A 23,310-nucleotide genomic window follows, 5' to 3' on the forward strand; every position below is an offset into this window, starting at 1 on the left:
GCCATTTGTTTTCCGGCCGCCTCCATGCGCCTCGCCAATTATTTTGCCGTCTTCAGCAATCGCCGTATCGCCGCGGCCATGTTCCTCGGCTTCGCCTCCGGCCTGCCGCTCGCCCTCACCGGCTCGACCTTACAGGCCTGGCTCAGCGATGCGGGGCTCGATATCACCACCATCGGCTGGTTCACGCTGGCCGGCCAGCCGTATACGTGGAAATTCCTCTGGGCGCCGGTGATCGACCGCTTCCCGATGCCTTTCCTCGGCCGTCGGCGGGGCTGGATGGTATTGACGCAATTGCTGCTGGCCCTGGCCATCGCGGGAATGGGCGGTTTGAATCCGCAGCAGCACCTGCCTACCTTCGCGGTCCTGGCGTTGCTGGTGGCCTTCTTTTCCTCCACCCAGGACGTGGTGATCGACGCCTACCGCACCGAACTCGTCCACCATGAGGAGCGCGGCGCGGCCGCGGCCGTCAATGTGTTCGGTTATCGCATGGCGATGCTGACCTCGGGCGCGCTGGCGCTGATCCTGGCCGACGGTATCCTGAGCTGGCAGCAGACCTACTGGGTGATGGCAGGGCTGATGGTGGTTATGGTGGTGGTGAGCTTCATGGCCCCGGAGCCGGAGGTCGTCGCGCGGCCACCGCTGACACTGGAAGAAGCGGTGGTCGAACCGCTACGCGAGTTCTTCTCCCGTCGCGGGGCGGTGATTCTGCTGGCGCTGGTGGTCGCCTATAAACTGGGCGACGCCTTTGCCGGCAGTCTATCCACCAAGTTCTTGCTGGACATGGGCTACACCAAGAGCCTGATCGGTCAGGCCAACAAGGTGTTCGGCATGATCGCCACCATTTTCGGTGGCTTTGCCGGTGCGTTGCTGATGGTACGGCTGGGCCTGTATCGCGCGCTGCTGTGGTTCGGGCTGGCACAGGCGCTGACCAACCTGGGCTACTGGCTGATCGCCACCACGCCAACGCCCGGCAATGACCTGCTGTTCATGGCCATCGGCCTGGAGAACCTGGCGGGCGGCATGGGAACCACTGCCTCGGTGGCGCTGTTGATGGCCTTGTGCAATGTCCGCTTCACCGCCACCCAGTACGCACTGCTATCCGCGCTGGCGGCCTTTGGCCGGGTGTATGTAGGGCCGGCTTCGGGCTATATCGTCGATGCCTTCGGCTGGTCCCGGTTCTTCGTCATCAGCGTACTGGTCGCGCTGCCAGGCGTGCTGCTGGTGTGGTGGCTGCGCAAGCAGATCCAGGCGCTGGATCACGATCCGGTAGCTTGATGAAACCCGCATGCGAAAAAACGGAGCGCCGAGGCGCTCCGTTTTTCATGGTTTGTCGCTCAGTGTCGCCCAAGGTACTTGGCCATATCCGTCTTCATGTTTTCGGATAGCGTACCGAAAACCGCCTGCACCCCGTTGCCCACGACCATCACGCCCGCGGCTCCCATGGCCTTGAGGCGACTCTGGTCCACCTTGGCAATATCGTCCACCACGATGCGCAAGCGGGTGATACACGCATCCAGACCCTTGATGTTGTCGGCACCGCCAAAGGCGAGCACCAGGTCGCGCGTACGGTCGCCTTCGCCCAGCGTGTGTTCCAGGACCTCCTCGCCCGTTTCTTCTTCCCGTCCCGGCGTCTTGAGATTGAACTTCAGGATGGCGAAACGGAACACGCCGTAGTAGATCGCGGCATAGATCGGGCCCAGGATCAGAACCAGCCACCAGTTCTGTGCATACTTGCCGAAGGCATTGAACAGCAGGAAATCGATGCCACCCTGGGAGAACGTAAAGCCCATGTGCATGTTCAGCGAGTTGGCGATGAACTGCGTGGTGGCGGCCAGCACGGCGTGAATCAGGTAAAGCTGCGGCGCCACGAACAGGAAGGCGAATTCGATCGGCTCGGTGATGCCGGTGAGGAAGGAGGTCAGCGCACCGGAGATCATGATGCCGCCCACCTTCACCCGGTTCTCCGGCTTGGCGGTATGCCAGATCGCGATCGCGGCCGCCGGCAAACCGAACATCTTGAACAGGAAGGCGCCGGAGAGAATGCCGGCGGTGGGGTCACCCGCGAAGAAGCGATTGATGTCGCCATGCACCACCTTGCCGGCGGTATCAGTGAAGTTGCCGATTTCGAAGAAGAACGGCACGTTCCAGATATGGTGCAGGCCGAACGGCACCAGCATCCGTTCCACGAAGCCGTACACCGTGGCGGCGGTGCGCGGATCGCTATAGGCGGCCCAGTGCGAGAACACCTCGATACCACGCTGGATCGGCGGCCAGATGATGGACAAGGCCACGCCGACGAAGATCGCGGCAACGCCGGTCACGATGGGGACGAAGCGCTTGCCGGCGAAAAAACCCAGGTACTGCGGCAATACGATGCGGTAGTAACGGTTGAACAGCATCGCCGCCACGCCACCGATGATGATGCCGCCGAACACCCCGGTCTCCATCGATTTCATGCCCATCACGGTCGCTGGTTCGATGCCCCAGGCCACCGCCATCACGCCCATGGTGGCAATCATCACCACGAAGCCGACCACCGCGGCAATGGCCGCGACCCCGTCGTTTTCGGTCAGGCCGAGCGCAACGCCCACCGCGAAGATCAGCGGTAGATTGCCGAAGATGGCGCCGCCGCCCTGCGCCATGATTTGCGAAACCACCGCCGGCAGAAACGAAAAATTGGAAGCCCCTATCCCCAGTAACAAACCGGCGATAGGTAATACCGCCACCGGCAACATCAACGCCTTACCGATCTTCTGCAAGATCGCAAACGCTTGCTTGAACATGGTTTTGACCTCTCTTCGCTTTGGTTTGCTGCCGATGATCCGCCCAGCTTCGTGCCCTCAGCCATCAGGTGATTGCTCTAGAAAAGGGCATTTCGTTTGTTTTGGATCAAAATTGCGAAATGAGAAGAGCAAAAACGATTTAGCTTGCAGCCATTCGGCGAATTGGCTGCACGATTCGCCCTGTTTCAGGGCAAGCGCTCCTGGAATCCGAGCCATGAAAAACGCCGCCGGCGCTGAATGCGCGGGCGGCGTTTTTCATGGCGGAAAAGAACAGGATCAATCGGCGAGCGTGGCAAGCCGTGTCCGGACCTCCGCGGCGGTTCCCAGTTGCAATACTTCGTTGGCGAGTTTGACGCAGTCGGTCTTGTTCAGCTTGCGCACCAGAGCCTTGATCGATGGAATGGCCGGCACACTGACCGACAACTCGTCCACTCCGATACCCAGCAGCACCGGCACCGCCAGCGGATCGGACGCGATGCCGCCACAAACACCCACCCACTTGCCATGCGCATGGGCGCCCTTCACCGTCATGGCGATCAGGCGCAGCACGCCCGGATGCAATGCATCGGCCTGCTTGGCCAGCTTGGGATGACCACGATCCATCGCCAGCGTGTACTGGGTCAGATCGTTGGTCCCGATGGAGAAGAAATCCACTTCACGCGCGAAGATTTCGCTCATCACCGCAGTGGAAGGCACTTCGACCATGATCCCCACCTTGACGTCGGCGGTCACGTTCAGCGCGGCCTTTTCCTCGGCGACGATGGCCTTGGCTTCGCGAACTTCCTCCAGCGAGGCGATCATCGGGAACATGATGTGCAACTTGGACAGCGGCGCCGCGCGCAGGATGGCGCGGAGCTGGGTCCGCAGGATTTCCGGTGCGGCCAGACACAGGCGGATACCGCGCACGCCCAGGAACGGATTTTCCTCAGCGGGCATCGGCAGATAGGGCAAGGGCTTGTCGCCGCCCACGTCCAGCGTGCGGATCACCAGTGTCCGCGTATTGCCCAGCGCCTTGGCGATGTCGCCGTAGATCTGGGTCTGCTCCTGCTCGGTCGGGGCATCGGTGCGCTCCAGGTACAGGAACTCGGAACGCAGCAGGCCAACGCCTTCGCCTCCCAGTTCCACGCCCTGCTTGGCTTCGTCCAGGCCACCGATGTTGGCGACCACCTCGACGCGGGTGCCGTCGCGCGTAATCGCCGGCTGATGTGCGGTGGCCTGCTCTTCTGCGCGCTTGCGCGCCAGGACCGCCTGCTTGTCGCGGATCTGCTGCACTTCGGTTTCGCTGGGATTCTTGCGCAGCACACCTCGGGAACCGTCCAGAATGACCGGCACGCCGTTTTCCAGTTGCAACACGGCATCTTCGATCCCGCAGATCGCGGGGATATTGAGCGAGCGCGCCAGGATCGCCACGTGGCTGGTGGCGCCACCGCCGGTGGTGGCAAAGCCGAGCACCTTGGTCCGATCCAGGCTGGCGGTATCGGAAGGCGTCAGTTCCTCGGCGATCAGGATGGCATTGTCCGGCACGATCAGCTCGGCTTCCTTCACACCGGCCAGCAGGCGCAGCACGCGACGGCCCACGTCGCGAATGTCGTTGGCGCGACCGGCAAGTACTTCGTTCTGCAATTTGGCCAGCTTGTCGGCGTAGGTCGTGAACGCTTTGCGCCAGGCAAAGCCCGCGCTCTTGCCCTCGCTGACGCTGGAGATCGCGATGTCGAGCAGATCCGGATCAGCCAGCAACTCCTGGTGCGCGGAAAAGATCTCAGCCTTGGCCGGGTCTTCGATTTCCGACTTCAACGTTTCGAGTTGTAGCTTGGCTTCCTTCAAGGCGTCATCGAGACGGCGACGTTCCACTTCCTGGTTGTCGCCGTTTTCGCGGACCTCGATCACATCCTGTTTCACCTGGAAAATCTGGCCCACGGCCAGACCGGGCGACGCGGATACACCGACCAGTACATTGGGATCGTCGGAATGCGCTTTGACGACGGGCTTGATTACCGTCTTCGGCTTACCTGCGGGTACGCCAGGGCCGCAATCCTCACCACAGCCGGAGCGAATCAGCTCCGTCAGCGCCTTGATCGCAGCCTGAGCATCGGGGCCGGTGGCCTTGATCTTGATTTCATCGTTGTGCTTGACCTCCAGACCCATGATCGAGACCACGGATTTGGCATTGGCGTCGTCGCCGGCACGCACCAGCTTGATATCGCTCTTGTAGGTCTTGGCGGCATTGGCCAACACCGCGGCCGGGCGCGCATGCAGCCCGGTGGGATTGGGTACCTTGATCGCGTCGGACAACTGGCCTTCGCCAGCCCCCGCAGGCGCGGCCGCCGTGCTTCCGACCAGTTCCAGCGTCAGCGCCGGCGTCAGGCCCACGCGGGCAAAGCCGCTGCCCGGCAAGAACGCCGCGACCTTATCACCGTTGGTAATCACCATTTCAGTCAGGATGCTCTTGCCGCGCTTCATGATCAGTTCCGCATCGAATTCGATCAGCGGCTGACCCGTTCGAACGTCTTCGCCTTCCTTGACCAGCGCCTTGAACCCTTCGCCCTTGAGCATCACGGTATCGAGACCGATATGCAGCAGCACTTCCAGCCCTTCGGGCGTCAGCAGGGTCACCGCATGATGCGAGGTGTGAAGTTGTTTGATCCTCCCGCTCGCGGGCGCCGCCAGCACATTGGAAGTAGGATCGATCGCGATGCCATCGCCCACCATCTTCTGTGCGAACACAGGATCGGGAATGGATTCGATGGGGACGATAAGCCCGGTCAGGGGGGCTAACAACTCGATGCGCTGGCTAGACATGAAGGACTACCTCGGAAGCGTGAATGCGAATAGATTCGCCGTATATCAGCGTTTGCCGGCAAGTTTAGGGCCACTCTCGGGGCCGGGCTGTGAAATTTTTCCAGTTGTCATGATAAACCTAGGTAATCTTGATTTAAGTCGAACCCACTTGGTTCAATGACTAAGGTATATCACTAAGGATCGCTAATAGACAGGCAGGGGACAATGCGGCGCCGGTAAGTGGAATGGTCCGGGCCAACCCCGTGTCAAGCTGGGCGGCGCAGGATCCCGCCTGGGGTGATCACGAGATCGAGGTGAAGGTCCCACCGCTCGGCTGGAACACGCTCGGCGCGCTGTTCGTCGAAGGCCAGCCCGACCAGCAGCGGTTTGCGCCAGTGCCGCCGCATCCGGCGGAAATGGAACGTGGCATCGTAGTAACCCCCGCCCTGGCCCAACCGCGCCAGGCTCGCATCGAACGCAACCAGCGGTACGAACACCACGTCCAGCAAACGAGCACCGATGACTTCCGGATGATCCGGTTCGGGAATGTCATAGCGCCCCACACGCCAGTTCGAGGTCGAATCCCATTTGACGAAGGACATCCGCCTGCCCCGGCGTGGCACGCGGGGCAGATAGACGTCGCAGCCACGATGCAGGGCATACAGCATCAATGGCCAGGTGGAAAGCTCGCTACCGGTGGGAACGTATGCCGCAACCCGACGGCTGTTGCGCAGCAGGTGGATTGCCAGCTTTGCCACCGCCAGGCTACCAGCGTGCCGTTCGGCAGCGGACAACGCGGCACGGCGCGCGCGAATCGCGCGCCGTAACGCCAGCTTGTCGTCGAGGGGTACGAAAGGGGGAGACACGAAAGAGGGCTTCCCGCGAGTGCCGTCCGGCTTAGCATCCTGAACCCTGGGGTTCAAGTGTCACCAGCTTGCCGCCTTCAGGTGCGTTCGACAAAGGAACGCGCACAACAGACGACTGGAATGCCGGCGACCGATGCAAGCTTATCGGTTCAAGGAATATAAAAGCCGGACAAACACCGCAGGAAAGCAACTGGGAGACTCGCCACAACCGGGATCAGAACAACTCGGCCTGATCCTGTAGTGCTGCGTCGAGCGTTGCATTCATGAGATTGATTCTACGCTGATAGGCCGCGATGTCAAAACCGCCCGCCTCAACGTGCAGGTACTCGTGGGCAAAGTTCAGCGCGGCCATGATGGCGACCTTCTCGATCCCGATCACTTTTCCGCTTTCGCGAATCTCGTGCATCTTGGTATCGAGCATGCGAACCGCCTCGAGCAGGGTTTCCTCTTCCTCGGCCGGGCATGCCACGCGGAACTCGCGCCCCATGATGGTGACATCGAGCTGTTTGATATCGCTCATTCACCATCCTCCTCTTCTTCGTCGGGCAACTTGGCAAGAATCGCCGCCACACGGTTCCGGGTGCCTTCCACCTTGGCACTGAGCTGCACCTTCTGTTGCTGAAGCGAAAGCACTTGCTGGCGCAGGGCGTGATTCTCCAGCTTCAGTTGTTTGCACAGGTGTATGAGTTGCCCGATCTTGTCGTCGAGCGTGGCGAGTTCGGCATCCATCAGACGGCCTCCGTTGACCCGAATCGATTCTAAGGTATTTTGCGCGCCCGCGCCGCGTCGACCCGCCGGCACAGTTCCATGGCCGCCTCGACAAAACGCGGGCCGGGGCGGACGAACCTGTCCCCGCTCAGGGCGATCACCGCACCATTGGCCACGGCGGGCAGTTCGGGAAACCGTTGCCAGTCCGCCAGCGCTTCGGCTGGACCATCCACCAGGATCAACTCGGGCGCGAACCCCAGCACTGCTTCCAGACTGGCCTGCGGCGTGACCGCGCGGTCCTCCGCATAAGGCGTCATCGCGCCGCAATCCGCCAACGCCTGCCCGAGAAACGCCTTGCGCGATACGGTGAACATGGGGGACACGCCCAACTGGAGAAACACCCGCACCGGCGGCTTTCCGGCATACCGGCGTTGCAATGCGGTCAATCCATCGCGCTGGCGGCGCGCCAGGGCCTTTCCTTGCTCCGGTTTTCCCACCAGTACCCCAAGCCGCTCCAGGTTGGTGGCAATGTCCTCCACCGAGGCAGGACGGCTGATGAAAACCGGAATAGCCAGGCGTGCCAGTCGCGCAGCCAGTTCCGTCGCTGCCTTGCCTTCCCAGATGACGATCAGATCCGGCCTGAGTGCAATCACGGCCTCCACGTTGATCGCGGCATAGTCACCAACCTGGGGCAGCTTGCGCACCTGCTCGGGGTAGTTGCTGTAGCGATCCACCGCAACCAGCGTCCGTGGCGCGAGCGCCGCGATCAGTTCCGTTGCATGTGGAGCAAGCGTGATGACGCGGGTGGCGGGTTGCTCCAGCCTGACCCGGTTGCCGGCATCATCGCGAACATCGACCGCGGCCCATGCCGGCATCGCCCACAGACCGAGCGCCAGGCACAACCAGCGACTCACTCGGCAATATCCTCATCGGCACTGCCAGTATGGTCGGTCGGTGCCAATGGTTCCGGCGGCAACAGGAAATCGTCCGGTGATTCCAGCGTGATGCGCCCGAGGGTGCCGCTACGGAAATCGGTCAGGATCAGTTCCGCCGTCTTCTGGCGGTCGATGCGTCCACCGCCGAGCACCGCGCCTCGCTTCTTCCCGATCTGGTTGAACAGTTCATCGGCGGGCAGGGACAGGTCATCCAGCTTGTATCGCGCCGCAAGCAGCTGCGGATAACGTTGCTGGAGTGTCTCGACGGCGAACCATGCCACGTCTTCCTCGTTGTAGGCATTCCGACCGACCGATCCGGCCAGGGCCAGTCTGTAGCCGGATTCCGGGCGTTCGATCTTGGGCCAGAGCAGACCAGGGGTGTCATAGAGGATGAAGCCCTCACCGGTTTCGACACGCTGCTGGGATTTGGTCACGCCTGGCGTATCCGCCACATTGGCGATGCGCCGACTCATCAGCACGTTGATCAACGTGGATTTACCCACGTTTGGAATACCCATGATCATGGCGCGCAAGGGCTTTTCCGCGCCGGTACGGTGAGGTGCCAGCTCACGGCAGTACTGAGGCAACTTGCGCGCCTGCCCCTGCTTGTTGTCCTCGCCCATCAAAATGGCGGAAGTGGCGGGTTGCGCCCTGAACCATTCCAGCCAGCGCGCATTCAAGGCCGGATCAGCCAGGTCTGCCTTGTTGAGAATCTTCAACGCGGGACGCTGCCGCGCGCGGCGCAACTGATCGATCATGGGATTGGTGCTGGACCCGGGCAGGCGGGCATCGACCACCTCGATGACCAGATCCACTTTGGCCATGGTTTCGGCCACCTGTTTGCGGGCGGCATGCATGTGCCCGGGATACCACTGGATCGACATGCGTGCTCCTTGCCTGAAAAGCGCCCGATTATAGCGCTCTGGAGAAAGAAGACGGGAAATCAACAGCTTGTTCTGTGGACAAACGACGCCACGCTGTGGAAAACCGGCAATCGGAACGAGCCGCCAAAACAATCACCGTTTCATCCACAGGCAACTCCCTGGGCTCAGGGTTGGTTTGCCAAACGACAACAGTATGATTCTTCAGTAGAATCCGCGTTATCCACAGACTTGGGACAGCCTTATTAACTGTTCTTAGTTCTTTCTATTTATACATCGTTGTATAACCCGAACCGTAACCTGCCCATGAAACGTCTCGGATGGACCCTTCTCGTACTGGTGATAGCAGGTGGTATTGGCTACCTGCTGTTGGGACAACAGCGAGACATTCCACAAGCAAGCTGGACAACCCTTCAGGGAAAGAAGCAGCAACTCGTTGATCTGAAAGGAAATGTGATTCTGGTCAACTTCTGGGCCACGACATGCACAGGTTGCATGGCTGAGATGCCAAAGCTGGTTTCACTCCAGGACAAACTGAAAACGTTGCCCTACAAGACCCTTGCCGTTGCCATGAGCTACGATGATCGTGCACGCATCGATCACTACGTGGCCAGGACTGCACTTCCCTTTATCGTCACACACGACACTACCGACCAGATCTCATCGGCCTTCGGTGATATTCAACTGACACCTACATCCTTTCTCATCGATAAGGAAGGCAGGATCGTGCAACGCTATGTCGGTGAACCCGACATGAAAATGCTGGAAGCAAAGATTCGTAGCTTGATCTAAACCTGTGTCCGACGCAGCGAACATCCCGAAACCACCGCGATCTCCCGGATATTTCCTGGTACTTGCCAGTGCCTGGTCCATCAGTTTCCATCTGATGATCCTGCTGTTCCTGCTGCTTCAACCCAGCGTCTTATGGCCGGTTTTCCACGAAACGCCACTGGAAATCCATCTGGTAAGCAAGGCAAAACCCGGCTTGCAGAAGAAGGCATCTGACGTACCGGATGTTGTGCCCATGGCTACATCAGCGGCCAAGCAAAGTACGCAGATGATCCACTCCCTTGTTGCATCGCATTTGCCTGCCTGGCAGGAAGAGATACCGGCCTGGCTGACTGCAAGCGAAGCAACGCCGGCCCTCCATACTTTCATGGAAGCCGAAGCCATCGTGGAACCGGATTTTCAGTTGCCGCCCAGGGATGCGGAAATGCCGCCACTGATCGAGCTGGATGTTGGAATCAGCGATCGTGGGGAAGTGGAAGACGTGACCGTGGTATCCAGTGTCCTGGACCCGCGGCAGACAGCAGCCATCGTGCGGCAGCTTTACCGCACACTGTTTACGCCAGCAAAGGAAGATGGAAAACCGGTGCCGAGCATCAAGCGCGTCACCGATTCCCCGCGATAAGGGCTATTTCCAGCTGTTCTGCCAGCCGCCGCCATTTTTGTTCCAGCGGCGCAGACCTGCGGAATCCAGCGACAGCGCGCCATCGCCGACCTGGCTACCGGTGGGTGTGGCCACCAGGCGGAAATAGTCGTCGGCACAGCTACCGTCGTCGTCCACCGCAATGGTGTAGTACTTGGTGCTGCCATCGATGGGCGCGGCGGCGACAATGGGTGGCGAGGTGCAGGTATAGCGATTGTTCACCGTGTAGCCGCGTTCCATGATCTGGGCATTTTGCAACAATACGGCCTGCGCGTCGGCGCGCCGGGTCTTGGTGACGTAATCCCGATAGTTGGGAATGGCGATCGCTGCAAGAGTGCCGATGATCGCGACAATGACCATCAGTTCCACCAGCGTAAACCCCTGGGATTTTCTTTTCATATGAATGGACCAGTTAAAAAGGCGCCTGCGATTGAACAGGCGCCCTGGGTTCAGTTGAGGATTTCTTTCCAGTTCACCGGCACGATCATGCAACGTGCTGACTGGGTATCGGTGCCGACTGGCGATCCCTTCGAGATGCAGGTCTTGGGCCGGTCCTTCGAGCCGTAGTCACGCCCGCCACCGTTATCATCGTTGACCCCTGCGGGACGCTGGTTGATCAGCGTGGTGGTTCCGCCTGGCAGGAACACGTCCTGCACGATGCCGACATTGGGCAGGGAGACCAGCTTGCCGCCGATGTTCTGGGCGCCGAAGCGGTTCTCGCTCTGGCCACCATTGGCAAAGTCGAGCGCCATCGTGGTGGTTTCGCCATTGATGGTGCATTCGTTGCTGGAGGTACTGGTGAGGTTGGTGATGTTGAAGACCACCGTGCCGCCGACGACGCGCGGGGCGCCCGCCATCCGGGCGTAATTCCCCTTCATCTTCATGAACCAGCCCTTGTCGGTGCTCCAGTCGATATTGCCCAGTTCGGTCTCGCCCGGGCAGTTCTCCAGGCGTACCAGGTTGCGGATGTCGCTCAAGCGGATCTGACTGTTGCCGGTCAGGTCTTCGTTGTAGGCATCGACGTCGGCCTGGGTGAAGTTGCCGTAGCAGCGTTCCAGCAAGGGATCGCTGGCGGTTACCGGTTCACCCTTGTCCCAGATCGCGTAGAACGCGTTCTTGTTGGATTCGCCGGCGCAGGTCAGCTCCGGATCGCAATCCTCGAAGAACTTGCCGGTACCGAAGAACACCAGCAGGTGGCCATCGCTGGTCACGACACCGTTGCTGCTTTCGACAAGGCCCTGGGTGGGATGGAATGCCACTTCAGGCCAGTTGGCGATCGGTTGCGCCACGCCATTGGCATCGACCGCGGTATAGAGTGGCGCGCCATTGAATGCGACGGTCCAGTTCGCCGGGTTTTTGCTACGCAGGTCGAACTTCCACATATTGCCTTTCAGGTCGCCCGCGTAGACCACATCCACGGTTCCGTTGTTGTCCAGATCGGCAAAGGTGGGGGCCGAGAGGCCGTTGTAGTTGCCGCTGGCGACGGCATCGCCCACGCCGGTGTCGATCTTCACCATCCGGTTGGCCCAGGAGCCATTATTCGGCCCGCGTGCTTCCAGCAGGAAGAGCACGGCCTTGCCGGTGGTGCTGTTGTAGCCGTTGCCGGTAATCGCGCGCCACTTGCCGTCGTTGGTCTTGACCATGACGGCGGAGCCCGGCGAGTAGCCCATATCGGCGTCATCCACGCTAGAGAACTCCCAGAGGGCGAGGCTGGCGGCATTTGCTTCGGTGAACAGCGCCGGATCCGTGATGTTCAGGGCGAAGATGCCCTTGCCGCCAAATCCGGGGCTGCCGACCAGCATGGTTTTCCAGCTATCGCTGGCGCTGGTGAGCTGCACGTCCTGCACCGAGGTCTGGCCATTGACGTAGAACTGGTGCTGATAATTCTGTTCGGACAGCTTGGAGAGCTTGTTGAACAGGAACCCCGGCACATAAGCCAACACTTCCTTGCCGGCATTGGTGCCCGGCTTCAGGGTATCGACGTTGTAGCTGTCGTCGATGCCATGCAACGCACCATCGTTGGCGCCCACATAAACGACTTGCTTGCGCGTGGCATTGGCTTCCGCATACGCGCTGTAACCCGGTTCGTCCGGCCGGTAATCCGGCGACGGGCCGCCCATGATCGCCACCGGGCGCGAATCCAGGATGTCGCCGTAGTAGTTGCTCTGGCCACCCACCTGTTGCCGCTGACGGAAACCTGTCTTGCTTTCGTTGGTGTTGTCGCCGCGCAGATAGTTGATCAGGTTGGCGCTCAGGTTCTGCGGCGCGGTCGCTGTCTGGTACGACGCGGGCCGGAAGGCAACGCCGGAATTGCTGCCGTAGTGCCAGGACAGCATCACCCGGTTGTTGGGGGAGAGCAATTTGTCGCTGGCGCGCCACGCCAGTTCGCCGAAATCCATCCCGGAGTTGATATAGGCGGTCAGATCGCCTGACCAGCGTTCCTGGATGTAGTCCGCCTTGTACAGGCGTTGCGTATTCTGCCCGCTACCGCCGGCGCCGGCGCCGATCTGGGCATTGCGTGCGTTGGAATCCAGCGAGGCGAATGCCTTGGAAAGCTGTTCCTGCAACTTGAGTGGGTTGGTCACCAGGAAATAGCTGTCCGGTGTCTGGTTGCCGTCCTTGTCCCAATTGGCCGGATCGGTACCGCCCCATTTGCCGACGTACCACAGCGGATCCTTCAGATCGACCAGGCTGCCGGCGCTGCTGGACGCCGTGAAGCGCCGGGTATCGAGCATGGGCAGGCCCCGGGTGGGGTTGGTTTTGGGATAGCCGGTGGCGGGTTTGTCCAGCCAGTAGCTGACGTCGCTGGCCACCCCGGCATCCGCCGTGAAGACGCATTGCGACGGCTCGCCGGTGACCTTGGGCGCGGTATCGCAATCGCGTACCACCAGATAAGGCCCATCGGCCGTGGTGCCGGATACGGTGTAGCCCAAGTGCTGGATGATGCTGCCCGAGGCATAGGTGGAGGCGACCGTCACTTCGACCTGGTTATCCGCCGTCAACTGGATGGTGTATTCACCGATGGCATCCATGTCGTGGTCGGCGCCGTATTCCACGTCTTCGTAGTTGATGCGGAACTTGTAGTACGGCCGGCCGCCATTGATGCTGGCGTCGTTGGGGAAGCCACCGCCGATGTTGACGATGTTGTCGATATAGAAATCGACGATCTGGTTGGTGGGCTGATAGCGACCCTTGGTGCCGTCGATGCCGTACTGGCCAACCGATTTGGCGAACGGCGTCAGCGTGACCGTGCGCCTATTGGCGCCCGTTCCCACCGGTACCTTGATGACGGGCAACGGCGATGCCAGTGCGACGGCGAAGGTGGATACGCGAAGCCGGTTGTTGGCGGAAATGAAAGCGTTGTTGCGGGCAAAGTCCGCAACCAGTGCGGAGGAATAGCTGCCCTTCTTGTTCGGCTCTTCGGGCAGGCCAAGAATGTTGTTGAAGTTGGACACGCTCTTGGAGGTGGGCGCGCCGTCCACATTGCCGGTGACACCGCCCAGGATCGCGTTGCCGCTACCGCCGAACTCGGCCGTCCACAGCGTACTGCCCCGGCTGCTGTAATTGATGGTCTGGCCGCCGACCGAGCCGGTGAGGTTGTCGTTATCCCAGGAAGGATTGATGTCCGAAATCAGCGTGACATACGGTTTGGCGCAGATATCGTTGCCGCCGGAGGAGGTGGAGCGGTACGGATTCAGCCAACTGGTTTCCTCGGGCACGCCGATGGCGGTGCCGGCGCTATCACCGGTAAAGGAACTGGTGGCTGAACCACCAGCGTAATAGCGCATGGTTTCTTCCAGCATTTCGCCGACCGGGTTGCCCCATGACAGGCAGTTGCCGTTTTCCAGTTCCTTGGACGCGAAGTTCCAGCCGCAATCGTAACTGCCGCCGCTGCCGAAGCCATGAATGCGCAATGCATCGAGCGCGGTGACGATCCCCTTGGCGGGCTTGAGTAGCACGCCATTGGCGGGATTGACCTCATCCGAGAAGGGACTGATGTTCTTGCGCAGTACCCCGCCCGCCAGGTTCTTGCTGTAGCTGCCGGTCAGCAGGCCGAAACGCATGGCATCGCTGTCGCCATATTGCTGGAGCAGGCCGGTGGGTTTCCAGCTGGTGCCATATTGTTTGCAATTGGTTTCTTTCAGCGACGAGCTCTTGCACACCTGGACCTGAACGTTCCAGAACCCACCTTTGAGCGAATCGGTCAGCGTGGTGCGGTTTTCGGTGAAGGTGACCGTATCCTCGCCAGTGGCCGTGGTGAGGGTGGTTCCCGACACGGGCGCATTCTTGCTCACCCAGTTCCAGACCCGTTCGGCGCGATTGGGCAGGAAGCGCAGCAAGGGCAGATTGGCGATCCCGCCATTGGTACCGTTGGCCGTGGTATTGGCGAACAAATGGCGTTTGTTGGTACCGGGCTGGCCCAGGGGGGTGTAGTCGGTGATCAGGTAACCATCCACCGCCTGGCTGGTGTATTCCTTGCCCCAGCTATGCGCATCCTGTGGAATATAGGCGCGGCGCAGGACCGTTTCGGTCGCGGTATCGGTGGAACGGGTGCCGCCGTAGAGCACTTTGCGCAACGCATCCATGCGCGAGGTGGTCAGGTAATTGAGAAAGTCGCCGCTCCATTTGGACGAGCATTTCTTGGTGGCGGTTTTCTCGCTGGGTTCGAAGCGGTGATTGGTCGCGCTGTAGGTGTAGCAGGTATAGGAATCGAAATAGCCGTAATAATCGATATAGAAATTGCCTTCCTTCGCGCCTTCCGAAGCATTCAGCAGTTTCCAGCCGCGATATCCGACATCGTAGACGCCGGTTTCCATCAGGTCGGACGCGTCGTTATAGGCTTCGTACCACAGCTTGTGGTCGCGACCCAGAACCAGCATGTTCAGTGGCGCGGACGTATTCTGGATCGCCAGTGGGCGAAATGGATCCAGATTGCTTTGCGCCATCTTGCCGGCGAGGACCGCGGGTGAGTGACCCAGCAGGGCGATGAGGGCGATGGCCCAAAGCGTGTTCTTTTTCATGGTTTCAACCCTTATCGCATGCAGCGTTTGACGACTGCATCCAGGACGACAACGCTATTGCTGTTGCCACCTCTGCCCAACGATTTGACGCCGTAGTAATTGCAGCCCTCTTCCGCTGCGGCGACGTTTTCGTTGCGCACCACGTATCTCGGTTTTGAGTAGGTGCCGGTGATATCGCCGGTCACCTCGATCGAATTGCTGTTCGTCCAGTGATCGGGGTCATTGAAAGCCGCGTAGGCGTCCGCGCTGAGATTCCTGGAAACCGGATTGGCCACTTTACCCGCGACGTACAGCTCGGAAAGCAGTTTGGCCTGCGATTCGCGCAAGCCGAATTCCGCGGATTGCACGGCCATGCTGCGATTGCGGTTGTTGCCGGCTACGCGTTCATAAACGGTGGCGGAACGCACCGCGTAGACCACCACGACGGTAAGCACCAGCATGAAGATGATGCTGGTGATCAGGATAAAACCCGCATCGGTTCTGGTTTGCCGTTTCATAACATGGGCCTCTCACGACGGCAGATTGGAGGCAAGATTGCGTAACTGGAATGTCGAGGTGAAATTCCGGTATATCCGGCGATCGGTCGCGGTGACCGTGTTTCCGGCGCAATCCTGATAGCTCATCGGTTCGGGGGTCAGGTTGGTGCCGCTGCCGGCATCCGAAACGATGACCACGCACATCCGGATCGCCAGTACGTCATCCCAATTGGTGGGGGTGGCGATGTACTGGGTGATGATCCGCCCGTTGTCCTTCAGCCCTTGTTTGTTGGTACCGTCATAGACACCGAAGCGCAGGCTGTAGTCGAGAACATTGCCGACCAGCACGGTGTCGTTGCACTTCAGTTGCTCGCCATCGAGTTTCAACGCGAAGGTATGTCGCTGGTTGTCGGTGAGGAACGGGGCGTCACTGGCATCGCAGCCGATGATGTTGCCCTGAGTGGCAACCGCTGATGCGCTGTCCGTGTTTTCCCCATAGAACCGGATGGACAGCGTACCGTTGTTCGCGGTGATCACCTGCCCGGCGGCAAAGGGCGATGTGGCCGGGAAGCTGGTCTTGAAGTCGGCGCCCGCCTTGGCCAACGGGCGGTATCCGGCCTGGGACAGCACGCGCTTGAAGATATCCAGTACGTAGTGGCCATCGTCGGAAACCCGGCTTTGCGCGGCCTGAATCCGGAAGGTCTGGCGCGTCTGCACGTAGACATTGGCAATGGCGAGGGCCAGCAACAGGGCGAGGGCCAGGCCCACCATCAATTCGACGATGGTAAAGCCGTGGTGGAGGCGGCGGCTCATGGCGAGGCTCCGGAAGCAGGTGCGGAAGCCGGAACCGCCAGATGGGCCAGGTTGTCTCCCAGCGGGGTGCTGAACACTTGCAGCGGCGCGCCGGCAACCCGTTTGCCGCTTTGGTCCAGATCCTGCCACCACAGTTTGATGACCAGGGGTGCCGTGGCGTATTTGGCGTTGCCGGGGGCGAGACAGCCGGTCTTCGCCTCGTATTCCGAATCGCTGCTGTCGTAGATCGGGCCGCCATGATCGGTGGCATCGGGTACATCCACACCATTGGTGATGTCGTTGTCGCGGCAGATGATGCCGCCGCCCCGATTCGCAGTGCCCGGGGCACCTACCGGCAGCGATACGTCAACCAGCCTGATCCAGGCGGCCAGTTCGGTGGCGGCCAGTGCATTGCCTGGGTGACCGTCGCTGGGGGGAGTACAGACCACGCCGCTGGCGCTGTTGCCGCAGACGAAGGCGGGATAATCCGGCGGCAGGGCGCTGCGTGCCATCGAGGCTTCGCTGGCCACCTTGACCTGGATGCTGCCGGATAGCTCGGGGGTGCGGTTGGCGCGGACCCGCTCGGAAAGATCGTTGGCCAGATCGGATGCGATGGAGCGCATATAGGAACTCTGGCTGTTTTTCAGTGAGTACACCTGCAGGCCCGCCAGGCCCAGGATGCCCAGCGCCAGCACGATCAAGGCCACCAGCACCTCGATCATGATGACGCCGTGCTGAGCCGGGGAGGAAGTCAGTCGGCGGCGCATGTGTCACCCAACAGGCGGGAAACCCGGCCGGAGCGTTCCACCACCACTTCGCGGGCTTGCACGCCGGCGATACAGAAGGTGAAGGTGGCGGCCTGGTTGCTGGCATTGGTGAACGAGCGGAAGGTCAGCTTGTTCTGGGTGGTGCCGGTAACGTCGAGCGCATCGATGTTTTCCACCGGCGTGCCGATCCGCAACGGCTGGGTTTCGCCAGGAACGATCACGATCCAGCCATCCTTCCAGGCACGGCTCGAATCGCATTCAGGCGAGCTGGCGGAGGTATCCGCCGCGCAGACATCGACGCTTCTGTTCCGCTTGATGGCCTCGGTACGCGCCAGCATCAGGTGCGTGAGCAGTTCCTCGGAAGCGGAGGACAGCCGGCTGTTGCGAACCAGAGATTGATAGCTGGGCGCGGCAATGCCCAGCACGATTCCGATGATGGCGATGACGACCATCACCTCGATCAGTGTGAAGCCCCCTTGACGCATGATGCCACTCCCCGAGCTAAATGCCGTTTATCAGTATGCTCTAATGATAACAGCAGTGACGCACCAGCTTGGCAAGCGTCCCTGACAGGCGTGCGGGGATTGGATGTCGAATGGTCGGGGGCATCAAAACATGCCTGACAGCCTTGTTTTGACTAGTGGAAAACTCTGTATCTGCAAATACTTATTGCATTTTTTGCTGGATCTGGTTGAACGCGCGACGGGCTGCGACGAACGTGGTTTCCAGTTCGGCCGAACCATGGCATGCGGAGACGAAACCTGCTTCGAATGCCGAGGGTGCAAGGTAGATACCCTGCTCCAGCATGGCATGAAAGAATAAATTGAAGTTATCACGGTCGCTGGTCATGACCTCGGCGAACCCGGTAGGAATGGCCTTGCTGAAATAAATGCCAAACATGCCGCCTATCGATTGGGTGCAGAAGCTAACACTTTGTTTTGCTGCTTCCTTCCTCAGACCTTCGACCAGATTCGCTGTTTGCTGTTCCAGGTTTTCGAAAAAGCCCGGACCGTCGATTTCCTGCAAGGTGGCGATACCGGCGGCGACAGCCACTGGGTTTCCCGAAAGCGTTCCAGCCTGATAGACCGGTCCCAGCGGTGCCAGCTTGGCCATGACATCGGCCCGGCCGCCAAACGCCGCCAATGGCATGCCGCCGCCCACCACCTTGCCCAGGCAGGTCAGATCGGGGGAGACGCCATGCAATCCCTGCGCGCATTGCGGCCCAACCCGAAAACCCGTCATTACTTCGTCGTAGATCAGCAGCGCGCCATGGGCTTCGGTCAAGGTGCGCATCGCGGTGATGAACGCCGGGCTGGGCTGGATCAGATTCATATTGCCCGCGATGGGCTCGACGATGATTGCGGCAATCTGGTCGCCTTGTTCATGGAACACCGTTTCCAGTGCCGCGACGTCGTTGTAGGGCAGGACGATGGTGTCCGCCGCGACCGCCGCGGGCACGCCGGCGGACGAAGGGTTGCCGAACGTCAGCAGGCCGGATCCTGCCTTGACCAGCAGCGAATCGGCATGGCCGTGATAGCAGCCCTCGAATTTCACCAGTTTGTCACGACCGGTATGGCCGCGCGCGAGCCGAATGGCGCTCATTGTGGCTTCGGTGCCGCTGGAAACCAGCCGCACCTGCTGCATGCTGGGGACGCGTTCACACAGCAAATCCGCCAGATCGACCTCGGCGGCCGTCGGTGCCCCGAACGAAAGGCCGTTGCGCGCCGCGCGCATTACGGCCTCCAGTACCGCCGGGTGGGCATGTCCGAGGATCAGCGGCCCCCACGAACCCACGTAGTCGATATAGCGCTGGCCATCGACGTCCCACACATATGCGCCTTCACCCCGGGCGAAAAAGCGCGGCGTGCCGCCTACGGAGCCAAACGCGCGGACGGGGGAGTTCACGCCGCCCGGAATGTGGTGGCGCGCGCGGGCGAACAGGGCGTTGTTGTGACTCATCGGGGCGACTCCGTGTTCCAGCGGCTAAAAGGGTGCTGGGAAAGATTGCTGTTGAAATAGCGGGTGTCGTGCGACACCTCGTCACCCAGCCAGTCCGGTTGGGAGAACGCCGCATTGACACTGGGAAGTTCGATCTCGGCGACCACCAGACCGCTGTTGTCGCCATGGAATTCATCGATTTCCCACACATAAGGCACGATTTCGACGAGATGGCGGGTTTTGTCCAGTACCCGGGGGCAAAGCCGGAGCAAGGCCTCGGCATCCGCCTGGGGAATCGGATACTCGAATTCGGCACGTGCAATGCCGTCGTTACGGCCTTTGATGGTGAGGAAGCCCTGGGTGCCCTTGAGGCGTACCCGCACTGTTCTGTCGGGCTCGGTACACAGATAACCCTGCGCGATGCGGGTGGAACGGCTGACCTTGGCACGCCAACCGTCATGGGCCAGCAGGAATTTGCGTTCGATCTCGATACCCATGGGGATACTCAGAAGGGTTTGACGATGGCGAGGATCACCACGGCGAACAGGATCAGCACCGGGAACTCGTTGAACCAGCGATACCAGACATGGTTGTGCTTCGCTTTGCCGCGTACGAATCCCAGGTAAAGCCGCCAGCACCAGCCGTGATAGAGCACCAGCGTGGCCACCAGCGTCAGCTTGGCATGCATCCAGTACCAGCCGGGACCGGCGTAGAAACCGTAGAACGACCAGGTCAGCACACCGAATCCGAGCGCCAGCACGGCCAGCGCCGTCATGAAGCGCAGCAGCTTGCGCTCCATCAGCAGCAACCGTGCGGCAGTGGCTTCATCCTGCACCTGCGCGTGGTTCACGAACAGGCGCGGCAGATAGAACAGGCCCGCGAACCAGCAGGTAACGAAGATCAGGTGGAACGATTTGGCCCAGAGCACGGGGCGCTCACTTTTTCTTGGGTTTGGGGGCGGGGTTGCGTGCCAGCGCGGCCTGGTAAAGCGGCTCGACGGTCGGGATGCGCGCCTGCAGATCGGCAATACGCGTCTGGTTCGACGGGTGGGTGGAGAGGAACTGCGGCGGTGCGCCGGTACTGGCCGCGGCCATTTTCTGCCACAGGGTGACCGCTGCCTGCGGGTTATAGCCAGCGCGCGCGGCGAGCTCCAGGCCGATGGTGTCGGCTTCGGACTCATGCTCGCGGCTGTTCGGCAGCGAATAGGCGACCTCGGTCAACTGGTCGGCCATGCCCAGGTAATCGTCGTACTTGCCGCCGGTGAAAATCGACAGCCCCTGCAAGGCCAACTGCTTGGTATAAGCCTGGCTCATCCGCTCGCGCGCATGTTCGCGCAGCGCATGCGCGATTTCGTGGCCCATGATCTGGGCGATTTCGTCATCGGTCAGCTTGAGCTTATCGATGATGCCCGAGTAGAACATGATCTTGCCGCCGGCCATGCAGTAGGCGTTGAGCTGGTCGCTTTTCTCGACGTTGACTTCCCAGTTCCAGCGCGTGGCATCCGGGCGGTAAACGGCGGTCTGCGGAATGATGCGATCGGCGATGACGCGTACGCGCGACACCATCTTCTGATCGGTATTGAGCGTCCCCTTGGCGCGGGCCTTGGCCAGCGCTTCCTGGTAGGACTGGACGGACATGTCCACAACCTGTTGTTCGGACAGCAGCGAACTCATGGTCTGCTTCCGGTTCACGCCGGCGGCGCCGGCGCTGGTGGTGTTCACCTGCTGGCATCCCGCCACGACCAGGGCCACCGCAGTGGCAATCAACAGTTTTTTCATCGTGGTACTCCCGATGGTCCGATCAGATTTCCACCATTTCGAAGTCGTCCTTGCGGGCGCCGCAATCGGGGCAGGTCCAGTTCAGAGGAACCACGTCCCAGAGGGTTCCGGGCTCGATCCCATCCTCCGGACGGCCCTCTGCTTCGTCATAAATGAAACCGCAAATCAAGCACATGTATTTTTTCATCCGATGACCTTCAGGGTGCTGGTTTAGAATCGAATTCTATCCCATCCCTTACACCCCCGCGATGCGTCCCACCCCACCCTTGGTTCTCGTTTTTGCCGCCAACGACCCATCCGCCGGCACTGGTCTCGCCGCAGACCTGACGACGCTGTCGTCGCTGGGGTGCCACGCGCTGCCGGTGGTGACCGCGCTCACCGTGCAGGACACGGCCGGCCTGCAGGAAGTTCAGGCCATCGAGGCCGACTGGGTCAACGAACAGGCGCGCTTCGTTCTCGAAGACATGCAGGTGGATGCGATCAAGGTGGGCCTGGCCGGCAGTATCGAGAATCTGGCGGTGATCGCCGAAATCGTCGCGGACTACCCCAATATCCCGTTGGTGCTCGATCCTGTGCTCGAGCATAGCCAGCGCGATGAGTATTCCACTGATGAGTTTGCGGCGGCGATCCGCGAGCTGCTGCTGCCCAACGCCCTGATCGTCTGTACCAACAGCAGCAAGGCGCGCCGGCTGGGGTCGGACGATGCCGAGGAACAGGACGACTTGCCGCTGGATGCGGCGGCGGCCCGCCTGATCGATTGCGGCTGCGAGTATGTGCTTATTACCGGGGCGCAGGAGCAGACGAGCAAGGTAAGCAACGTGCTGTATTCGCGCAATGGTCGTGTCCGCAGCGATATGTGGGATCGCTTGCCCGGGCGTTACCATGGATCGGGCGCAACGTTGTCCGCCGCCCTGGCCGGCGCCCTGGCCAGTGGGGTGGAGTTGAACACAGCTGTCCGCGATGCCCAGGAATACGTATGGCAGACGCTGGTGAATGCTTTCCGCCCTGGCATGGGGCAGCTGGTGCCGGATCGCATGTTCTGGGCTCGTCCGGAAGATACAAAAGCAGAAGAATAGTGACGTATCAGCTAGCATGAATACCAGCAATTAGCAGTGTGCTTACATTACTTTTTGCTCATGTTGCGAATATCGAAGGACTGCCCCCCATTCGTTGTCCGCTTGATCCAAGATTGACGGTCTCTGGATCGATTACCGCTTACGGCGGTTGTGGAATACGATCATGAATGCCCCCAGGCCCATTCTCGCCCCCGCGCCCTGCCCTCGACTGGAACGCGCGATCAATCGGATGGTGCGCGATCTCGCCGCACCATTGACGCTGGCTGATCTGGCCGAAGCCGCACATTATTCGCCTTGGTATCTGGTGCGACGCTTCCAGCTGCATTACCAGACCACCCCGCAGGCCTTTCTGTGGCGCTTGCGCCTGGAAGTCGCTGCCTCGTTGCTGCATTGGGCGCCGCGCATGCCGATCGGCGAAGTGGCGCTGGCGGTCGGGTTCTCTTCGGCTGCCACGTTCAGCCGCGCTTTCAATCGGACATTCGGTTTTACGCCCAGCGCATGGCGCAAGGGTACGCCGCCCGCCCGCGAATGGTTGCGGACCAATCTGGGCCCGATTTCCTATACCCCCGGTCAGGCCATTGTCGGAACCGAGGCGGATTACCAATGGTCCTTCGCCGAAGTGGCGACCCGGATCTCGGTGGAGGACTGGCCCGCGGCCCGGATGCTGACCGTGCGCGAGGTGGGTGATTACGGCAACCACTTGCACAAGTTGTATGAGCAACTGGAGGCGCAGTGCCGCCTGCACCAGATTGAATCCGATCCCGACCGGCGTTTCGGGCTGATCTGGAGCGATCCGGCCACGACGCCCGCTGGCCGTCGTCGGTACGACGCGGCCACCGAGATCAATCAGCAGGTGCGTGTGCCGCGCGGCATGGGTGAATACCGCATGCCGGCCGGTCGCTGGGCGGTGTTCCATCACGGTGGCACCGAGGACGATATCGGCCCGCGCTGGCGCGACCTGATGCTGACCTGGCTGCCGCAGACCGGGCTGGTGCCCGATCCGTCGCGGCCCCGTCTGGAGCATTATTTCCACGACAAACGCTACGACCTTTGCCTGCCACTGATTGCCTAGGGCTGGCGGG

At 60.8% G+C, this 23,310-nt stretch carries 23 protein-coding genes and 1 other RNA gene; 5 read left to right on the forward strand and 19 right to left on the reverse strand.

From position 1 onward, the window contains the following. The first annotated feature begins 24 nt into the window (after positions 1–24). On the forward strand, positions 25–1,275 hold the full coding sequence (locus FAZ21_RS03940) for an AmpG family muropeptide MFS transporter (RefSeq protein ID WP_136771970.1): 1,251 nt from the start codon (positions 25–27) through the stop codon (positions 1,273–1,275). A gap of 59 nt (positions 1,276–1,334) precedes the next feature. On the opposite strand, the gene ptsG is transcribed toward FAZ21_RS03940, so the two are convergent. From ptsG to ylqF, 8 genes are all read right to left on the reverse strand, one after another. Next, positions 1,335–2,783, reverse strand: coding sequence for a PTS glucose transporter subunit IIBC (gene ptsG / locus FAZ21_RS03945; RefSeq protein WP_136771971.1), 1,449 nt, complete (start codon positions 2,781–2,783; stop codon positions 1,335–1,337). A gap of 276 nt (positions 2,784–3,059) precedes the next feature. Next, the gene (gene ptsP / locus FAZ21_RS03950) at positions 3,060–5,582 is read right to left on the reverse strand and encodes a phosphoenolpyruvate--protein phosphotransferase (protein ID WP_136771972.1); all 2,523 of its coding nucleotides are present in this window, start codon (positions 5,580–5,582) and stop codon (positions 3,060–3,062) included. A gap of 245 nt (positions 5,583–5,827) precedes the next feature. Beyond that, entirely contained in the window at positions 5,828–6,427 is a 600-nt protein-coding gene (locus FAZ21_RS03955) for a 5-formyltetrahydrofolate cyclo-ligase (RefSeq protein ID WP_136771973.1), read from the reverse strand. A 6-nt stretch (positions 6,428–6,433) separates the two neighbouring features. Further along, positions 6,434–6,615, reverse strand: a non-coding RNA gene (gene ssrS / locus FAZ21_RS03960) — 6S RNA. 26 nt (positions 6,616–6,641) lie between these two features. Further along, positions 6,642–6,947, reverse strand: coding sequence for a cell division protein ZapA (locus tag FAZ21_RS03965; RefSeq protein ID WP_136771974.1), 306 nt, complete (start codon positions 6,945–6,947; stop codon positions 6,642–6,644). Next, positions 6,944–7,156, reverse strand: coding sequence for a coiled-coil domain-containing protein (locus tag FAZ21_RS03970; protein WP_211243356.1), 213 nt, complete (start codon positions 7,154–7,156; stop codon positions 6,944–6,946). Before FAZ21_RS03970 ends, FAZ21_RS03965 begins: the two co-directional genes overlap by 4 nt. Positions 7,157–7,185: 29 nt before the next feature. Continuing rightward, complete coding sequence (locus FAZ21_RS03975; RefSeq protein WP_136771975.1) at positions 7,186–8,049, reverse strand: helical backbone metal receptor; 864 nt, start codon at positions 8,047–8,049, stop codon at positions 7,186–7,188. Then, positions 8,046–8,954: a ribosome biogenesis GTPase YlqF gene (ylqF, locus tag FAZ21_RS03980; protein WP_136771976.1), complete on the reverse strand. Its 909-nt coding sequence runs from the start codon at positions 8,952–8,954 to the stop codon at positions 8,046–8,048. Before ylqF ends, FAZ21_RS03975 begins: the two co-directional genes overlap by 4 nt. Before the next feature lie 303 nt (positions 8,955–9,257). Between ylqF and FAZ21_RS03985 the strand changes: the two genes are divergently transcribed. Together FAZ21_RS03985 and FAZ21_RS03990 are read left to right on the forward strand one after the other, a co-directional pair. Then, complete coding sequence (locus FAZ21_RS03985; RefSeq protein ID WP_136771977.1) at positions 9,258–9,743, forward strand: TlpA family protein disulfide reductase; 486 nt, start codon at positions 9,258–9,260, stop codon at positions 9,741–9,743. 94 nt (positions 9,744–9,837) lie between these two features. Next, the gene (locus FAZ21_RS03990; protein WP_136771978.1) at positions 9,838–10,362 is read left to right on the forward strand and encodes an energy transducer TonB; all 525 of its coding nucleotides are present in this window, start codon (positions 9,838–9,840) and stop codon (positions 10,360–10,362) included. 3 nt (positions 10,363–10,365) lie between these two features. Here FAZ21_RS03990 and FAZ21_RS03995 read toward each other — a convergent pair whose 3' ends face one another. The 11 genes from FAZ21_RS03995 to FAZ21_RS04045 all read right to left on the reverse strand — a co-directional run bounded on the left by FAZ21_RS03995 (position 10,366) and on the right by FAZ21_RS04045 (position 21,339). Continuing rightward, complete coding sequence (locus FAZ21_RS03995) at positions 10,366–10,779, reverse strand: type IV pilin protein (protein WP_136771979.1); 414 nt, start codon at positions 10,777–10,779, stop codon at positions 10,366–10,368. 50 nt (positions 10,780–10,829) lie between these two features. Beyond that, positions 10,830–15,401 carry a pilus assembly protein gene (locus FAZ21_RS04000; RefSeq protein WP_136771980.1) on the reverse strand — a complete coding sequence of 1,524 codons (4,572 nt, stop codon included), beginning with the start codon at positions 15,399–15,401 and terminating at the stop codon, positions 10,830–10,832. Between the two features lie 11 nt (positions 15,402–15,412). Further along, a complete protein-coding gene (locus tag FAZ21_RS04005) occupies positions 15,413–15,898 on the reverse strand; it encodes a pilus assembly PilX family protein (protein ID WP_136771981.1) in 486 nt (161 codons plus the stop codon). Between the two features lie 12 nt (positions 15,899–15,910). Then, positions 15,911–16,690 (reverse strand): PilW family protein, encoded by a 780-nt coding sequence (locus FAZ21_RS04010; RefSeq protein WP_136771982.1) that lies wholly within the window; start codon positions 16,688–16,690, stop codon positions 15,911–15,913. Continuing rightward, complete coding sequence (gene pilV / locus FAZ21_RS04015; RefSeq protein WP_136771983.1) at positions 16,687–17,436, reverse strand: type IV pilus modification protein PilV; 750 nt, start codon at positions 17,434–17,436, stop codon at positions 16,687–16,689. Before pilV ends, FAZ21_RS04010 begins: the two co-directional genes overlap by 4 nt. Next, positions 17,421–17,921: a GspH/FimT family pseudopilin gene (locus tag FAZ21_RS04020; protein ID WP_136771984.1), complete on the reverse strand. Its 501-nt coding sequence runs from the start codon at positions 17,919–17,921 to the stop codon at positions 17,421–17,423. The genes pilV and FAZ21_RS04020 overlap by 16 nt, the downstream gene beginning before the upstream one ends. 181 nt (positions 17,922–18,102) lie before the next feature. Then, a complete protein-coding gene (hemL, locus tag FAZ21_RS04025; RefSeq protein ID WP_136771985.1) occupies positions 18,103–19,395 on the reverse strand; it encodes a glutamate-1-semialdehyde 2,1-aminomutase in 1,293 nt (430 codons plus the stop codon). After that, positions 19,392–19,871 (reverse strand): CYTH domain-containing protein, encoded by a 480-nt coding sequence (locus tag FAZ21_RS04030; RefSeq protein WP_211243357.1) that lies wholly within the window; start codon positions 19,869–19,871, stop codon positions 19,392–19,394. The genes hemL and FAZ21_RS04030 overlap by 4 nt, the downstream gene beginning before the upstream one ends. A gap of 8 nt (positions 19,872–19,879) precedes the next feature. After that, positions 19,880–20,302, reverse strand: a complete 423-nt coding sequence (locus tag FAZ21_RS04035) for a CopD family protein (RefSeq protein ID WP_136771986.1) — start codon at positions 20,300–20,302, stop codon at positions 19,880–19,882. Positions 20,303–20,309: 7 nt separating this feature from the next. Continuing rightward, on the reverse strand, positions 20,310–21,152 hold the full coding sequence (locus FAZ21_RS04040) for a M48 family metallopeptidase (RefSeq protein WP_136771987.1): 843 nt from the start codon (positions 21,150–21,152) through the stop codon (positions 20,310–20,312). A 22-nt stretch (positions 21,153–21,174) separates the two neighbouring features. Continuing rightward, entirely contained in the window at positions 21,175–21,339 is a 165-nt protein-coding gene (locus FAZ21_RS04045; protein WP_136771988.1) for a rubredoxin, read from the reverse strand. Positions 21,340–21,418: 79 nt separating this feature from the next. Between FAZ21_RS04045 and thiD the strand changes: the two genes are divergently transcribed. After that, positions 21,419–22,228, forward strand: coding sequence for a bifunctional hydroxymethylpyrimidine kinase/phosphomethylpyrimidine kinase (gene thiD / locus FAZ21_RS04050; RefSeq protein ID WP_246038469.1), 810 nt, complete (start codon positions 21,419–21,421; stop codon positions 22,226–22,228). Between the two features lie 163 nt (positions 22,229–22,391). After that, positions 22,392–23,300 (forward strand): AraC family transcriptional regulator, encoded by a 909-nt coding sequence (locus FAZ21_RS04055; protein ID WP_136771990.1) that lies wholly within the window; start codon positions 22,392–22,394, stop codon positions 23,298–23,300. Positions 23,301–23,310 lie beyond the last annotated feature (10 nt).

Source organism: Chitiniphilus eburneus (genome assembly GCF_005048205.1).
GTDB lineage: Bacteria > Pseudomonadota > Gammaproteobacteria > Burkholderiales > Chitinibacteraceae > Chitiniphilus > Chitiniphilus eburneus.

Coding starts and splice junctions, on each gene's coding strand:
- FAZ21_RS03940 (WP_136771970.1), top strand. CDS start 25: ATGCGCCTCGCCAATTATTTTGCCGTCTTCAGCAATCGCCGTATCGCC.
- ptsG (WP_136771971.1), bottom strand. CDS start 2,783: ATGTTCAAGCAAGCGTTTGCGATCTTGCAGAAGATCGGTAAGGCGTTG.
- ptsP (WP_136771972.1), bottom strand. CDS start 5,582: ATGTCTAGCCAGCGCATCGAGTTGTTAGCCCCCCTGACCGGGCTTATC.
- FAZ21_RS03965 (WP_136771974.1), bottom strand. CDS start 6,947: ATGAGCGATATCAAACAGCTCGATGTCACCATCATGGGGCGCGAGTTC.
- FAZ21_RS03970 (WP_211243356.1), bottom strand. CDS start 7,156: ATGGATGCCGAACTCGCCACGCTCGACGACAAGATCGGGCAACTCATA.
- ylqF (WP_136771976.1), bottom strand. CDS start 8,954: ATGTCGATCCAGTGGTATCCCGGGCACATGCATGCCGCCCGCAAACAG.
- FAZ21_RS03985 (WP_136771977.1), top strand. CDS start 9,258: ATGAAACGTCTCGGATGGACCCTTCTCGTACTGGTGATAGCAGGTGGT.
- FAZ21_RS03990 (WP_136771978.1), top strand. CDS start 9,838: ATGATCCTGCTGTTCCTGCTGCTTCAACCCAGCGTCTTATGGCCGGTT.
- FAZ21_RS03995 (WP_136771979.1), bottom strand. CDS start 10,779: ATGAAAAGAAAATCCCAGGGGTTTACGCTGGTGGAACTGATGGTCATT.
- FAZ21_RS04000 (WP_136771980.1), bottom strand. CDS start 15,401: ATGAAAAAGAACACGCTTTGGGCCATCGCCCTCATCGCCCTGCTGGGT.
- FAZ21_RS04005 (WP_136771981.1), bottom strand. CDS start 15,898: ATGAAACGGCAAACCAGAACCGATGCGGGTTTTATCCTGATCACCAGC.
- FAZ21_RS04010 (WP_136771982.1), bottom strand. CDS start 16,690: ATGAGCCGCCGCCTCCACCACGGCTTTACCATCGTCGAATTGATGGTG.
- pilV (WP_136771983.1), bottom strand. CDS start 17,436: ATGCGCCGCCGACTGACTTCCTCCCCGGCTCAGCACGGCGTCATCATG.
- FAZ21_RS04020 (WP_136771984.1), bottom strand. CDS start 17,921: ATGCGTCAAGGGGGCTTCACACTGATCGAGGTGATGGTCGTCATCGCC.
- hemL (WP_136771985.1), bottom strand. CDS start 19,395: ATGAGTCACAACAACGCCCTGTTCGCCCGCGCGCGCCACCACATTCCG.
- FAZ21_RS04030 (WP_211243357.1), bottom strand. CDS start 19,871: ATGGGTATCGAGATCGAACGCAAATTCCTGCTGGCCCATGACGGTTGG.
- FAZ21_RS04040 (WP_136771987.1), bottom strand. CDS start 21,152: ATGAAAAAACTGTTGATTGCCACTGCGGTGGCCCTGGTCGTGGCGGGA.
- FAZ21_RS04045 (WP_136771988.1), bottom strand. CDS start 21,339: ATGAAAAAATACATGTGCTTGATTTGCGGTTTCATTTATGACGAAGCA.
- FAZ21_RS04055 (WP_136771990.1), top strand. CDS start 22,392: ATGAATGCCCCCAGGCCCATTCTCGCCCCCGCGCCCTGCCCTCGACTG.